A 16,360-nucleotide genomic window follows, 5' to 3' on the forward strand; every position below is an offset into this window, starting at 1 on the left:
TCAACAGCCTTTAAGGTGCTTAATCCAACTCTTTGACATAAAAAAGCCTATCTTAGAGATAGGCTTTTTTTAAGCACATATTAATTTATTGAAGTAATAAGCTGTTAATCCGTTTGATATATTCAGCAGGATCATCAGGTAAGCCACCTTCAGCAATCACGGCTTGGTCAAAAATCACATTGGCCAAGTCATCAAACTGCGCTGAATTTTCTAATTTTCTCACCAATGGGTGCTCTGGGTTAATTTCCAAAATCGGCTTGCTTTCAGGTACAGCCTGGCCCGCTTGCTGCAACATACGAATCAATTGTGGCGAAAGCTCTCCCTCTCCTGTGACCAAGCATGCAGGCGAATCAACCAAACGCGTGGTCACACGTACTTCTTTGGTCTTTGCTTTCAATGAGTCAGACAATTTTTCAACCACCGGTTTAAACTGCTCTGCGGCTGCTTCAAGTGCTTTCTTTTCTTCGGCATCTTGTAAATCACCTAAGTCGACTGCGCCTTTGGCCACGTTTTGCATTGGTGTGCCATCAAACTCATGGACAAATTCCATTGCCCATTCATCGACACGGTCTGCCATGAGTAAGACTTCAATGCCTTTTTTCTTAAATAACTCAAGTTGTGGCGAGTTCTTCGCGGCATTCAGACTATCTGCAGTCACATAGTAAATTGCTTTTTGCCCCTCAGGCATACGCGCTTTATAGTCCTGCAAAGAAGTGCTCACCGCATCATTGTTTGAGGTTGAGAAGCGTAAAAGTTTTAAAATACGCTCACGATTACCAAAGTCTTCGCCTAGACCTTCTTTCAACACTGAACCAAATTCACGGTAGAAGGTTGTGAACTTCTCTTGATCCTTTTCATCTTCCGATTTGGCTAAACCATCCAACATGGTCAATACACGACGTGCATTCCCTTCACGAATAGTTTTCACATCACGGCTTTCTTGTAACAACTCACGACTAACGTTCAGTGGTAAATCGGCACTATCGACCACCCCTTGGACAAAGCGTAAATAGTTTGGAATCAAGTTATCCGCGTCATCCATAATGAAGACCCGTTTTACATAGAGCTTAATCCCCGCTTTGGCTTCACGGGTAAAGATATTCGCAGCAGCTTTACTCGGTACATACAACAACTGCGTATATTCGGTACTGCCTTCAACGCGGTTATGCGCCCATGCCAGTGGAGCTTCAAAATCATGACTAAGATTCTTATAAAACTCGACGTACTGCTCTTCAGTCACTTCATTTTTATTACGTGTCCACAGGGCACTGGCTGAGTTGATCGCTTCCCACTCACCCGTTTTCACATACTGACCCGGTTTTGGTTCTTCGCCTTCGACCGCTTCTTCTTGCTGCCAAACCTCTTTTTGCATCTCAATTGGCAGGCTAATGTGATCCGAGTATTTATTGATAATTTGCTTCACTTTATGCGACTGTAAATAGTCCAACGCATCTTCACGCAAATGTAAAATAATATCGGTACCGCGACTGTCTTTGTTGATCTGCTCGACTTCGAACTCACCTGTGCCCGCACTGACCCAACGCACCGCCTGATCAGCACCCATACCTGCACGGCGTGATTCTACGGTAATTTTGTCAGCCACAATAAAGCCCGAGTAGAAACCGACACCAAACTGACCAATCAGTTGTGCATCTGATTTCTGGTCACCTGTGAGCTTAGACATAAAGTCCTTGGTTCCAGACTTAGCAATCGTACCTAAGTGGTCAATCGCTTCTTGTTCAGTTAAACCAATCCCATTATCTGAAATGGTCAGTGTTTGATTGACTTCATCAAAGCTGACGCGCACATGTAGGTCTGGGTCATTTTCATAATATTCAGGATGATTAATGCCTTCAAAACGCAATTTATCGCAGGCATCAGACGCATTTGAGATCAATTCACGTAGGAAAATGTCAGGATTCGAGTACAGTGAATGCGTCACTAAATGTAATAGCTGAGCCACTTCAGCTTGGAAACTATGTTTATGTGCGTTTTGCTCGCTCATCAATCGCTCCTTAATGTATTAAGTCTTATAGAGAATGCTTAATGAATTGGAGTGAGCGGTACATTTTTCAATAGCAATCGCAAGTTTTTTTGCTTTTTTTAAAATGGGCCCTGACGATAAATACGATCTAGATTCAGTTCTAACTGCTGCTGGCGCATTTTATACACATCCATAAGGCACTTTTGTGAAGCACCACAACGGTCACGGAGACTCAACCATTTCACTTGGTCATCCTGAATAATGCCACGTGTCCCCATCGGAACAAGACGTTTTAGAATAGTATAGGTGGTGGCCATTTTCACATCAGCATCGTTGATTTGGCGGTGCTCACAAATCGCGTGCTCTGTCGTCGTTTTTGCTTTATCACAATTAAAACTGGCTGCTTGCGCATGCATGCTCCAAGCCAAAGCACAAACTAAACTGGTCCCGAGCATAGATTTCATTTTTATAACTCTCTTCTTCTACTTCCATCCATTCTATAGATGATTTTCTTTTAATGTACTGAACCATCGTGATTTATTTCAGCGTTGATCACTATTCAACTTTAGTCTTTGCATAAAAAAAACCCCATCAGTGATGAGGTTCTTAAAAAGCTACTTTTAATTATTAAAATTTGTAGCTATAACCGAGTGTATAAATCACTGGATCGATATCTAATTTGAACTTCGTTGTGCCATCTACATTTACTTCTGGGTTCAAATCTGCATAACGGACATCCGCAAACACACCCCAGTTTTTCGCATCGGCAGGTTGGAAATTAAAACCAATTTGTGCAGCATAACCGAAATCTTCTTTTACGCTTTTCACACCTTCTTCATCCCATGCAATAAATGCGGTTGCACCGACACCGATATAAGGCGTAAATCCTGTTGAGTTTTTAAAGTTATACTTTGCTGTTAAGGTAGGCGGTAAATGCTTAATTTTTACTGCTTCTGCACCATTAATGAGTACATCGTGGCTAATTGGCGTTGCTAGCAGTAGCTCCGCAGAAATATTATCATTAAAGAAATATTCAACCGATGGCGTAAATGCAAGTTCACTATCTGCTTCAACTTTCGCATTCCCCAATGCAGAAACTGTTGTATCTTGCGTTGGTGCAATTGCAGATCCACCGACTTTGATTTGCCATTGACCAGCCATTGCAGCAGATGCAGAAAGACCCATTAATGTAATTAGAGCAACTTGCTTCAACATTTCAAACAACCTCTGTTTGTAAAATAATTAATATAAAAATTAACATTAATTCATCATAAACAAGAGTGTAATTAATATGCAATTATAATAATAATGTATTTTAAATACTTTTTTTAAGCTGTTGTTTTAAATTGATTTAAATATTAAATATACCATTTTGGTTGGTTTTAAATTAATGATAAAAATCAAAAATAAATATATTTTAATTCCAACCTTTTTAATCCGAATTAACATTATAAATCCGATTATTTTAATCTGAATAAATAATAAAAAAGGCGATTTTAAAATCGCCTTTTTATAATAATTTGGGGGTTAAATTATAAAACCATCGCCGCAATCCAACCGAAAATCATGAGCGGAATATTAAAGTGAATAAAGGTCGGGATCACACTGTCTTTCATGTGATCATGTTGGCCATCCATATTCAAACCCGAAGTCGGTCCCAAAGTGGAGTCAGAAGCTGGAGAACCTGCATCGCCGAGTGCCGCAGCCGTACCAATAATCGCAATGGTTGCAGCTGGACTGAAACCAAACTGGATACACAAAGGCACATAAATAATTGCTAAAATGGGAATGGTAGAGAACGAAGAACCAATTCCTAAGGTAATCAGTAAGCCAATCAATAGCATCCAAAATGCAGCAAGTCCTTGGCTAGAACCAATCCATTGTACTGATGCTTCTACCAATGCTGGCACTTGATTGGTCGCAGAAATAACAGATGCAAAACCTTGTGCTGCAATCATAATGAAACCAACTAATGCCATCATTCGCATACCGCTAATAATCACATCATCGGCTTCTTTCCATTTAAAAATGCCTGCACAGCTCAAAATCGCAACACCAACCAAACCAGCTAAAATCATGGAATCTGATGCGATTTGCACCCAAAGCGTTGCTACTACCGCAATAAGGGCCATCGACAACGTAAACTTTGAGATTTCAGGCTTAGACTTCTCAGCAGTGGTATCAAGTTCAGAAGAAATACTTTGCTGCATTGGTTCCACATGTACTTCTTCATATACACGCTTCTTACGGTAACTAAAGAATACCGCAACCAATAAACCGACAAACATACCAGAAACAGGAATGGCCATTGCAGAAGGAATATCGGCATAGTTGATTTTAAAGCCGTAGGGTTGCCCAAAAGTATTAATGTTTTGACCTAAAATGTCATTCAGGAAAATCGCACCAAATCCAAATGGTACCAACATATAAGTGGCAACCAAGCCAAAGGTTAGAACACAAGCAATTAGTCGACGGTCTAGTTGAAGATGGTTAAACACACTTAATAAAGGAGGAATCAGGACGGGAATAAACGCAATATGTACAGGAATGACGTTTTGTGAACAAATTGCTGCTAACGCGACGGTTATAAAAATCAGATATTTAACCCGATTTTGTGCCTTTTCATTGCTCGAACCTTTCAATGTTTTAATAAGCTTATAGGCCAACAAGTCAGGTAAACCTGAACGTGCCAAAGCCAAAGCAAATGCACCTAAAACCCCGTAAGCCAACGCAATTTTTGCGCCGCCCCCAAGCCCATTATTAAATGCTTCGAGGGTACCGTGTAGCCCTAAACCAGCCAATAAACCACCTGTGACAGCACCAATAATTAATGCAAATACCACAGGCACACGAGCTAATGAAAGTCCAAACATGACCCCAATAGCGGCAAGAATTGCGAACATAGTGAAAAGAGTGACTTGGAAGAAAGGCGCATTTTATCAGAAAATAACCAGAAATTTCTGCCCTTAGAGGTCGCCTGCGCCTTTCTCTTTCACCGATCATTTCAACTGGCTTCAACACAACGCCAGTTCTGAACAAACCTTTTGATTTCTTTAGAAATTATCTCAGGTTGACTCAAAATTGCCCAATGGTTGCCGTTCACATTCACCTGTTGAAAATCTTCGACCCACTTCGGCATTTCATCGACTAATGCTGGACTCACGAACTGATCCTGCTCCAACACAATCGCCTGAACAGGACAAATAGCAAAGCGTTCTCGAGGTTTCGTCAGGCGTGGAATAAAGTTAGCGCGGTAGAGCGCGACCCCATGTTTACCATCAGCAGCAATATGATGATTCAGCGGTAAGTCTGAACATCCTTCTAAACGTGATAAAACTTTGCCCCAATGCTTAGGACTAAAAAACTGCCATACAGTCGGTGCTAAAAAAGGCAACTGAAAGGCAGCAATATACCAAGACTTCGTTAACTGCTTAAAAAATTGAGACTTATGTTGTGCGAACTGTTCACGCATCCAAAATGCGGCATGGTCTAAGCATGGGCCTGAAATGGTGGTAAATGAAAGCATACGCTCTCTAAATTTTGGCTCAGTCGCGGACTCCCATGACTGAATCGAACCCCAGTCATGCGCAACCAGATGAAAGCTACGCTGTGGGATCACACTATTCACTACACTTTCCAAATCGAGCGATAGCTGAGGCAAGGCATAGGCCTGTGTACGACGCGGCACACTCGACATACCTGCACCTCGAACGTCATAGGTTACAATAAAATAATCTTGCACCAGATGCCCAATTACAGGCTCCCAGACCTCTTGATTATCTGGATAGCCATGGACTAAGACCAGTGCAACATTATTCGCATTGCCCCATGTTTTCACATAAAGTCGTTGCTGATCTGTGGTTTGTACCCAGTAACTTTGTTGCTCCATATTCAGCTCCTTATTGTTATTGACTGTTTTTTATACTTTAGTGGCATAACGATCAATGCCAATTGATTTGATCTTCTCTAGTATGGATAGAAGTTCAACAGATACCATTGACCGAAATGAGCATTTTAAAAAAACTTGTGACACAGCCGATTGTCGCGAAATACTTTCTCAATCATTTCGCCCCCTTTAAAGGTGCAGGGATTCAAATTGAAAAATTTGACCTTAAACACTACCACATCCGCGTCAAAATGCCCCTGACTCGTCAAAACCGAAATATTGTCGGCGTACATTTTGGCGGGAGCTTATATGCGATGGTCGACCCTTTTTATATGGCCCTGCTGATGCACCACTTAGGCAACAAGTATATTGTTTGGGACAAAGCAGCCTCCATCCAATTTCTCAGCCCGGGGCGCAGTACAGTCTATGCAGACTTTCACCTCGATGCCCAAGAAATAGCGACCGTGAAACAACTGGCCGACAACTATGCCCCCGTACATCGTATTTATACCTTAAATATTTATGATGAAGCTGGCATTCGAATTGCAGAAGTGGAAAAGACTTTATATATCCGTCGTAAAAAACCTAAACCAGCACAACAATAAAAAAAGCACTTCCATGAAGTGCTTTTTTGGAAATTTGAACTTAAAACACTATTTACGTTCTTCAATTGCAGCGCCTGCACCACCGCCGATGGCACCACCAATCGCGGCACCGGTATTACCACCAAACACACTTTTACCCACTGCTGAACCAATCGCACCACCAACACCACTATAGGTTGCACTACGGTTTGAGCCACCTTGAGCTTTACTGCCCACAGCCGCACCTGCACCACCACCAACGGCTGCACCTACACCGCCACCGAGACTATTCCCCGCAGCACCACCTACTGCACCACCTAAAGCCGCTGTCCCAATACGTTGCTCAGAAGCGCTCATATTCTCACAACCTGCCAACAGCATCGTCGAAAGAGATGCCACTGCAATAATACTCATATACTTTTTCATGAGATTTGTCCTTATTGGCTATTTCTTACAGCATAAAGGATCCGTATGTACTTAAAACCTGTGAAATGTTACGGTTACAGGTGCTATTGCTGAAAATTTGTAAGCAAGAAGCCCTCCTTAGAGGGCCTCATACCGCATTCAATTCAAGCTTATTCAGGCTCTTTCACTACAACCACATCTTTTGTGGTGGTGCCATTTTCTTGGAGCACCGCACGCGTTACACTTTCTTTACTGTTCGGATCCTTCACTTGATCCAGTTTCAGCTCTTTACGTACAGGTTCCTGCCCTTTCTTAAACTCAAGTCCTTGTGCATCAACTTGCTTGCCTTCTGCAAGGACGACACCACCTTGACTCAAGGTCGATTTCACTTCAACTTTAGATGTCGGGACAATTACACTACCCTTTTGCACCATTGGTGCAGACATTTTTTTATCTGAAAATTGGCTAGCATTTTCTTCGAGAACCACTTCACGCGCCACAATATCTTTACCACCATTCTTCACTTCAAAAATAGTCGCTTCGGTCGTTCGTACAGGGTCTTGACCTGCAACACTCCGAATAATCTGTGTTTTGACAATCGGTACAACCGCCTTATCCTCCACGGTGATGGTATTCGGCATCGGTGCTGCCATCGTTTGGCTCACAAAAGCGAAGATGCTTAAGCCCAATAGTTTTGATGTCAATTTCATGTGGAACCACCTCTATTTTTTAATCGTTAGTAAAGTCAGGAGATTTGTGTACTTATATTTTTAATATAGGAAAAATGTGAAATTTATTAAAGCTCAAAACCGCTTCTGTAACAAAAGGACAAAAAAAAGCCACCCAAAGGTGGCTTTTTCATTCATTTAAAGGTCAATTACAGACCGTTAAACTCATCGCTAAATGCTTGGCTTAATGCTTGATCCACATCAGAGAAGTCATTTACAAGCTCATGCTCTGCAGCTTCAGCTTCTTGACGACGACGCTCTAAGTGATACGCAAGACCTGTACCTGCAGGAATCAAACGACCTACAACTACGTTTTCTTTCAAGCCACGTAAATCATCTTCTTTACCTGTTACAGCCGCTTCAGTCAACACACGTGTAGTTTCCTGGAACGATGCAGCAGAGATGAACGAGTCAGTAGAAAGCGACGCTTTCGTGATACCCATCAGTTGACGTTCAAACTTCGCAGGGAACTTGTTTTGCGCAAGAACGGCTTGGTTCTCTTGCATTACACGGATGTAATCCACTTGCTCGCCTTTGATGAAGCTTGTATCACCGCCATCAGTGATATCAACTTTACGCAACATTTGACGTACGATCACTTCAATGTGCTTGTCGTTGATTTTTACACCTTGCAGACGGTAAACGTCTTGAACTTCGTTCACGATGTAGTTGGTTAATGCAACTTCACCTTTCAAGCGCAAGATGTCATGCGGGTTTTGTGGACCATCAGAAATGGTTTCACCGCGGTTGACATGCTCACCCTCGAACACGTTAATGGTACGCCATTTAGGAATCAGTTCTTCGTAAATCTCAGAACCATCATCTGGAGTAATCACTAAACGGTTCTTACCTTTAGTCTCTTTACCGAAGCTTACAACACCTGAAATTTCAGCAAGAATTGCATGCTCTTTTGGTTTACGCGCTTCGAACAAGTCAGCTACACGCGGTAGACCACCGGTAATGTCACGCGTACGTGAAGTTTCTTGTGGTACACGACCAATAACGTCACCCACACCGATTGTTTCGCCATCACGGACAGAAAGAATCGTGTTTTGTGGTAGGAAGTAGAACTGCTCACCACCATCCGTCGTATCAAGAACAACAGCAGGACGTAAATCTTTACCAGATGCAGGACGTGCAGTCACAGGTAAGATTTCAATCGTGGTCATACCTGTTGCATCATCAGTTTTAGAGGTAACAGTGACGCCATCAGCGATTTGACTGAAACGTACTTTACCTGAAACTTCTGTTACAAGTGGGTGGGTGTGCGGATCCCAAGTCGCTACGATACCGCCTGCTTCTACAGCTTCACCATCTTTCAACAAGATAGACGCACCGTATGGCAGTTTATAACGCTCACGCTCACGGCCTAAATCATCTGCAATACCGATTTCGCCTGAACGAGAAGTCGATACCAAGTGACCTTTGGCATGTTGTACTGTTTTCACATTGTGGAAACGTACGGTACCTTTGTTACGAACTTGTACGCTGTTTGCAGCAGACGTTCGGCTTGCAGCACCACCTACGTGGAAGGTACGCATTGTTAACTGTGTACCCGGCTCACCAATCGATTGTGCAGCCATAACACCTACAGACTCACCAGGGTTCACCTGATGACCACGTGCAAGGTCACGACCATAACATTTCGCACATACGCCGAATGTAGATTCACACGCAACCACTGAACGTACTTTAACTTCATCGACACCTTGCTCTTCTAAGAAGTTTGCAAGTTTCTCATCAATCAAAGTGTTACGTGGCAGGATAACGTCGTCAGAACCTGCTTTCTTCACATCTTCAGCAACAACACGGCCCAGTACTCGAGTACCTAAGTTCTCGATCACGTCACCACCTTGAATGAACGGAGTCATGACAAGACCGCCCAAAGTACCACAGTCAGGCTCGGTAATTACTAAGTCTTGCGCTACGTCTACAAGACGACGTGTTAAATAACCTGAGTTTGCTGTTTTCAGTGCTGTATCGGCCAAACCTTTACGTGCACCGTGTGTTGAAATGAAGTACTGAAGTACTGTCAAACCTTCACGGAAGTTTGCTTTAATTGGGGTTTCAATGATCGAACCATCTGGTTTCGCCATCAAACCACGCATACCCGCTAACTGACGAATCTGAGCTGCCGAACCACGGGCACCTGAGTCAGACATCATATAGATCGAGTTGAATGATTTTTGCTTCTCATCTTCACCCTGTTTGTTTTTAACAGTGGTAAAAGACAAGTTGTCCATCATCGCTTTCGCTACTTGGTCGTTTGTACGTGCCCAAATATCGACAACTTTGTTGTAACGTTCGCCCGCAGTTACGAAACCTTGTTCGAACTGTTGCTCAATTTCACGAACTTCAACTTCCGCTTTTTCAATAATTGAGTACTTCGCAGGTGGAATCACCATGTCTTCCATACCTACCGATACGCCTGAACGTGTCGCTTGACGGAAACCTAAGTACATCAATTGGTCAGCAAAGATCACTGTATCTTTAAGACCTAATTTACGGTAGCAAGAGTTAATCAATTTAGAGATGTTTTTCTTGGTCATCTCAACGTTGATTTGTTGGAAATCCATACCTTCTGGCACAACTTCCCAAAGTAAGCAGCGACCTGGTGTTGTATCCACAACAATGGTTTGCTGTTCACGGTTACCATTTTCATCAATCACAGTTTGGTGTACACGTGCTTTTACGCGAGCGTGTAGATTTACCTGACCTGTTGCCAATGCACGGTTAACTTCGTGAGTATCTGCAAATACCATGCCTTCACCTTTGGCATTGATCGCATCACGAGTGATGTAATACAAGCCTAAGACAACGTCCTGAGATGGTACGATGATTGGTTCACCGTTCGCTGGAGACAAGATGTTGTTGGTCGACATCATTAACGCACGCGCTTCTAACTGCGCTTCAAGAGTTAATGGTACGTGTACCGCCATTTGGTCACCGTCGAAGTCGGCGTTAAACGCAGCACAAACGAGCGGGTGAAGACGGATTGCTTTACCTTCAATCAGGATCGGTTCAAATGCTTGAAGACCCAAACGGTGAAGTGTCGGTGCACGGTTCAACATCACAGGATGTTGACGAATCACGTGAGCAAGAACGTCCCAAACTTCTGGCGTTTCGCGCTCAACCATTTTCTTCGCAGCTTTAATGGTTGTTGCTTGGCCAGATGCTTGTAGTTTCGCGAAAATAAACGGCTTGAATAGTTCAAGTGCCATTTTCTTCGGAAGACCACATTGGTGCAAACGTAAAGTAGGACCTACAGTAATTACCGAACGACCTGAATAGTCAACACGCTTACCAAGTAAGTTTTGACGGAAACGACCTTGTTTACCTTTGATCATGTCTGCCAAAGATTTAAGCGGACGCTTGTTCGAACCCGTAATTGCACGACCACGACGACCGTTGTCTAGCAATGCATCAACAGACTCTTGTAACATACGTTTTTCGTTACGTACGATAATGTCTGGCGCTGCAAGGTCAAGAAGACGCTTCAAACGGTTGTTACGGTTGATCACACGACGGTAAAGGTCGTTCAAATCAGAAGTCGCGAAACGACCACCTTCCAGTGGTACTAACGGACGAAGATCTGGTGGAAGTACTGGAAGTACATTCATCACCATCCATTCTGGCTTGTTGTTTGACTCTTTAAACGCTTCCATCAACTTCAAACGCTTAGACGCTTTTTTCAGCTTCGTCTCAGACGTTGTGTTTGGAATTTCTTCACGTAAACGTGAAATTTCGTTTTCAAGATCAATGTCTTTTAACAAGTCTTGAACAGCTTCTGCACCCATTTTCGCAGTGAATTCATCACCGTGTTCTTCTAAAGCATTGAAGTATTCTTCATCGTTTAAAAGTTGGTATTTCTCAAATGGAGTCATACCTGGGTCAGTAACCACGTAAGATTCGAAATACAATACACGTTCGATATCACGTAAAGTCATGTCTAATAATAGACCGATACGACTCGGAAGTGATTTTAAGAACCAAATGTGTGCAACTGGAGACGCCAGCTCGATGTGACCCATACGCTCACGACGAACTTTCGCAGTTGTTACTTCAACGCCACATTTTTCACAAATGACGCCTTTGTATTTCATACGCTTGTATTTACCACACAAGCATTCGTAATCTTTGACTGGACCAAAAATTTTGGCACAGAATAAACCATCACGTTCTGGTTTGAACGTACGATAGTTAATGGTTTCAGGCTTTTTAACTTCACCATGAGACCATGACTTAATCATTTCTGGTGACGCAAGACCGATACGGATGCGATCAAACTCAACTGGAGCATGACCGTCTGAATCCGTCTTTTTGCGCATGATATCGAGCAAGTCTTTCAATTTTTTTCTCCGTGTGTTGTGGAGACTTTCACTACACAACTGGGTCACAAATATTGTTTTTACTGAAATTTGGAATCTCGAAAAATTCCCCAAAGCCCCCCTTTACAAAGGGGGACTTTCTCTCCTCTTTCTCAAAGAGGGGTTAGGGAAGATTTCTTAGTCACCATTTTTCAGTTCAATGTTGATACCTAAAGAACGGATCTCTTTGGTCAATACGTTGAACGATTCAGGCATACCTGGGTCCATATAATGGTTACCATCTACAATGTTCTTATAGATACGGGTACGACCTTCAACGTCATCCGACTTAACAGTAAGCATTTCTTGAAGCGTGTAAGCTGCGCCATATGCTTCAAGCGCCCAGACTTCCATCTCACCGAAACGCTGACCACCGAATTGTGCTTTACCACCAAGCGGCTGTTGAGTTACTAATGAATAAGAACCAGTAGAACGCGCGTGCATCTTGTCGTCTACCAAGTGGTTCAGTTTCAACATGTACATGTAACCTACAGTTACAGGACGGTCAAACTGCTCACCCGTACGACCATCATACAATACTGTTTGACCAGTACGTGAAATGTTCGCAAGCTCTAACAAGTCTTTAATTTGTGATTCTTCAGCACCATCGAATACAGGTGTTGCAAGTGGAACACCTGCACGCAAGTTACCCGAAAGCACCAAAATTTCATCATCAGTTAAGCTATCAAGATCTTCTTGCTCGCCACCAACTTTGTTATAAATTTTGTCTAAGAAGCCACGAAGCTCAAGTACAGTACGTTGCGCTTTTAACATCTTGTCAATTTCTTCGCCAAGACCTTTCGCTGCCATACCTAAGTGAGTCTCTAGAATCTGACCCACGTTCATACGTGACGGTACACCCAGTGGGTTCAATACGATATCGACTGGAACACCATTGGCATCGTGCGGCATGTCTTCAACAGGTAAGATGTTAGAAACAACACCCTTGTTACCGTGACGACCCGCCATCTTATCACCCGGTTGGATGCGACGTTTAACAGCCAAGTAAACCTTAACAACTTTCAATACACCTGTTGTTAATTCATCACCTGTAGAAAGTTTGCGTTTTTTCTCTGCAAACTTCTCATCAATTTCAAAGCTCTTCTCTTTCAAGAACACTTGAATTTGAGTTAAACGCTCTGCAATAGCTTCATCAGTCGGTTGGATTTCAAGTAAATCAACCAACTCTAAACCAGACAATACGTCTGCAGAAAGCTTATCGCCACGCTTAGTTGTACCACCACCGTTAGACTCTTGACCTGTCAACAAACGAACAATACGTTCACGTGCTGCTTCTTCGAAGATTTTGTATTCTTCTTTCAAGTCTTTACGATATGAATCAAGCTGAGCTTTTTCAATTGCTTGCGCACGTTCGTCTTTTTCAAGACCATCGCGTGTAAACACTTGAACGTCAATCACTGTACCTTTCGTACCTGATGGAACACGTAAAGATGAGTCTTTTACGTCAGCTGCTTTTTCACCGAAGATTGCACGAAGCAATTTTTCTTCTGGTGTTAACTGCGTTTCACCTTTAGGCGTTACTTTACCTACAAGGATATCGCCCGCAGTCACTTCAGCACCGATATATACGATACCTGATTCATCAAGCTTAGACAGTGCAGCTTCACCTACGTTAGGAATATCCGCAGTAATTTCTTCTGCGCCTAACTTCGTATCACGAGCAACACACGACAATTCTTGAATGTGAATTGACGTTAAACGGTCTTCTTGAAGTACGCGCTCTGAAAGTAAGATCGAGTCTTCATAGTTGTAACCATTCCACGTCATGAACGCAACGCGCATGTTTTGACCGAGTGCAAGCTCACCGCCATCTGTTGATGGACCGTCAGCCAATACATCACCACGACCGACTTTATCACCAAGTTTCACAAGAACTTTTTGGTTAATACAAGTGTTTTGGTTCGAACGTGTATATTTGATCAGGTTATAGATATCTACACCTGCCTCGCCTGCAACCATTTCGTCTTCGTTGACACGAATCACGACACGTGAAGCATCGACAAACTCGATACGACCACCACGACCCGCAATCACACACACACCAGAGTCATGCGCTACATTTGCTTCCATGCCTGTACCTACAAGCGGTTTGTCAGCAATCAATGTAGGCACAGCTTGACGCTGCATGTTTGAACCCATCAATGCACGGTTGGCGTCATCGTGTTCAAGGAATGGAATTAGTGATGCAGCAACAGAAACAACCTGCTGTGCAGAAACGTCCATATGCGTCACTTTTTCAGGCGGCATACGTACGAAATCACCTTGGTGACGTACAGAAACAAATTCTTCTGTTAAGTTACCGTCTTTATCTACGCCAGAATCGGCCTGTGCAATCACAGTACCTACTTCTTCAATTGCAGATAAATACTCAACTTCATCCGTTACACGACCATCCACAACTTTACGGTATGGTGTTTCTAAGAAACCGAAATTGTTACATTTCGCATAAACAGAAAGCGAGTTGATCAAACCAATGTTTGGACCTTCCGGCGTTTCAATTGGACATACACGACCGTAGTGAGTTTGGTGTACGTCACGTACTTCAAAGCCCGCACGTTCACGTGTCAAACCACCAGGACCAAGCGCTGATACACGACGTTTGTGCGTAATCTCAGACAATGGGTTGTTTTGGTCCATGAACTGAGATAACTGGCTTGAACCAAAGAATTCTTTGATTGCAGCAGCCACTGGTTTCGCATTGATCAAATCTTGCGGAGACAAGTTATCTGTTTCAGCTTGGCTTAAACGTTCTTTAACAGCACGTTCTACACGAACTAAACCAACACGGAATTGGTTTTCAGTCATTTCACCTACTGAACGCACGCGACGGTTACCCAAGTGGTCGATATCGTCGACTTCACCTTTACCGTTACGGATTTCAACCAATGTTTTGAGTACATCAGTGATATCTTCGTTCGACAAAATGCCTTCAACTTCACGAGACTTCTGATCCGTACCCACTTCGTAAGGACGACCCAAACGACGGTTGAACTTCATACGACCCACTGGAGAGAGGTCATAACGTTCAGAAGAGAAGAACAAGTTGTTGAATAAGTTTTCAGCCGCTTCTTTCGTTGGTGGCTCGCCTGGACGCATTACTTTGTAGATTTCTACCAATGCTTCTTCACGACCTGTCGTGGTGTCGGCACGTAAAGTATCTGCAACGAATGGACCACGGTCGATGTCATTGGTGAATAGAATGTTAAATTGTTTAACACCACCTTCAGCCAATTTCACCATCACTTCATGGCTTAACAAGGTATTTGCTGCAATCACATCACCATCTTTAAGTGGGATGTCTTCTGCAGTAATACGCTCGTACAAGTACTCATCAGGTACCGAAAGCTTTTCTAGGCCAGCAGCTTCCATTTGACGTACATGACGCGCGTTAATACGCTTGCCTTGCTCAACAATGGTTTTTCCATCGTTGTCTACGATGTCAAATTGTGCCATTTCGCCACGTAAGCGTTCTGGAACAAGGTCAATCTGGTAGCTACCCATGTCTAGGTATACAGGTACTTTTTCATAGAACAAGTCTAAGATTTGTGCATTATTATAACCCAAAGCACGAAGAACCACAGTCGCGAGTAATTTACGACGACGGTCAATACGCACAAATACAAGGTCTTTTGCGTCAAATTCAAAGTCTAACCATGAACCACGGTAAGGAATAATACGCGCAGAATAAAGCACTTTACCACTAGAGTGGGTTTTGCCTTTATCGTGGTCAAAGAATACGCCTGGTGAACGGTGTAATTGAGATACGATTACACGCTCAGTACCATTAATAACAAATGTACCGTTATCGGTCATGAGTGGCATTTCACCCATGTACACTTCTTGCTCGCGCACGTCTTTAATTGATTTAGTTTCGCGATCTTTTAAGATCAAACGAATTTTTACGCGCATTGGTGCTGCATAAGTTGAGCCACGAAGAATACATTCGCGCACATCAAACTCAGGCTTACCAAGACTATACTCAACAAATTCTAAAGCAGCATTGCCAGAATAACTTTCTATAGGAAAAACTGAACGAAACGCGGCTTGCAGACCGATATCTTCGCGGTTTTTTGGTGATTTGCCATCTTGTAAAAATGTTCTGTACGAGTCGACTTGAATCGCGAGCAAGTACGGAGCATCCATAACACTAGGCAATTTACCAAAATTCTTACGGATCCGTTTCTTTTCGGTATATGAGTATGCCATCTGGAGTCCTCGGAAAGTAAACTGAGCCCGCCTGCAGAACGGGCTCAGAAGGAATTACGCAGGCCGATATGGCCACCACTTTTTACAAATGCTGCAATTTTCAGTGGTATTGAAACGCTTACCAATATTTTTAAATTTGAAAAATATTGGTAAGCGTTTGATTCTTTTCTTTATTTTAA

10 protein-coding genes are annotated in these 16,360 nt (G+C 42.9%); 1 reads left to right on the forward strand and 9 read right to left on the reverse strand.

The features are described from left to right. Positions 1-85: 85 nt before the first annotated feature. From htpG to CDG62_RS17900, 5 genes are all read right to left on the reverse strand, one after another. A complete protein-coding gene (gene htpG, locus CDG62_RS17880; protein WP_087528622.1) occupies positions 86-2,005 on the reverse strand; it encodes a molecular chaperone HtpG in 1,920 nt (639 codons plus the stop codon). A gap of 98 nt (positions 2,006-2,103) precedes the next feature. Beyond that, entirely contained in the window at positions 2,104-2,448 is a 345-nt protein-coding gene (locus CDG62_RS17885) for a lysozyme inhibitor LprI family protein (RefSeq protein ID WP_087528623.1), read from the reverse strand. Between the two features lie 163 nt (positions 2,449-2,611). Continuing rightward, a complete protein-coding gene (locus CDG62_RS17890) occupies positions 2,612-3,199 on the reverse strand; it encodes an OmpW/AlkL family protein (protein WP_087528624.1) in 588 nt (195 codons plus the stop codon). 317 nt (positions 3,200-3,516) lie between these two features. Continuing rightward, on the reverse strand, positions 3,517-4,887 hold the full coding sequence (locus tag CDG62_RS17895) for a Na+/H+ antiporter family protein (protein ID WP_087528625.1): 1,371 nt from the start codon (positions 4,885-4,887) through the stop codon (positions 3,517-3,519). Positions 4,888-4,988: 101 nt separating this feature from the next. Beyond that, positions 4,989-5,873, reverse strand: coding sequence for an alpha/beta fold hydrolase (locus CDG62_RS17900; RefSeq protein WP_087528626.1), 885 nt, complete (start codon positions 5,871-5,873; stop codon positions 4,989-4,991). 116 nt (positions 5,874-5,989) lie between these two features. Between CDG62_RS17900 and CDG62_RS17905 the strand changes: the two genes are divergently transcribed. Continuing rightward, complete coding sequence (locus tag CDG62_RS17905; RefSeq protein ID WP_087528627.1) at positions 5,990-6,475, forward strand: DUF4442 domain-containing protein; 486 nt, start codon at positions 5,990-5,992, stop codon at positions 6,473-6,475. A gap of 48 nt (positions 6,476-6,523) precedes the next feature. Here the strand turns inward: CDG62_RS17905 and CDG62_RS17910 are convergent, their stop codons facing one another. The 4 genes from CDG62_RS17910 to rpoB all read right to left on the reverse strand — a co-directional run bounded on the left by CDG62_RS17910 (position 6,524) and on the right by rpoB (position 16,181). Beyond that, complete coding sequence (locus tag CDG62_RS17910) at positions 6,524-6,880, reverse strand: hypothetical protein (protein WP_004692761.1); 357 nt, start codon at positions 6,878-6,880, stop codon at positions 6,524-6,526. A 149-nt stretch (positions 6,881-7,029) separates the two neighbouring features. Then, positions 7,030-7,569, reverse strand: a complete 540-nt coding sequence (locus tag CDG62_RS17915) for a hypothetical protein (RefSeq protein ID WP_087528628.1) — start codon at positions 7,567-7,569, stop codon at positions 7,030-7,032. Positions 7,570-7,736: 167 nt separating this feature from the next. Continuing rightward, positions 7,737-11,936, reverse strand: coding sequence for a DNA-directed RNA polymerase subunit beta' (rpoC, locus tag CDG62_RS17920; RefSeq protein WP_087528629.1), 4,200 nt, complete (start codon positions 11,934-11,936; stop codon positions 7,737-7,739). Between the two features lie 156 nt (positions 11,937-12,092). Further along, on the reverse strand, positions 12,093-16,181 hold the full coding sequence (gene rpoB / locus CDG62_RS17930) for a DNA-directed RNA polymerase subunit beta (RefSeq protein WP_087528631.1): 4,089 nt from the start codon (positions 16,179-16,181) through the stop codon (positions 12,093-12,095). Positions 16,182-16,360: the final 179 nt, after the last annotated feature.

Origin of the sequence: Acinetobacter sp. WCHA55 (assembly GCF_002165305.2) — a bacterium.
Taxonomy (GTDB): domain Bacteria; phylum Pseudomonadota; class Gammaproteobacteria; order Pseudomonadales; family Moraxellaceae; genus Acinetobacter.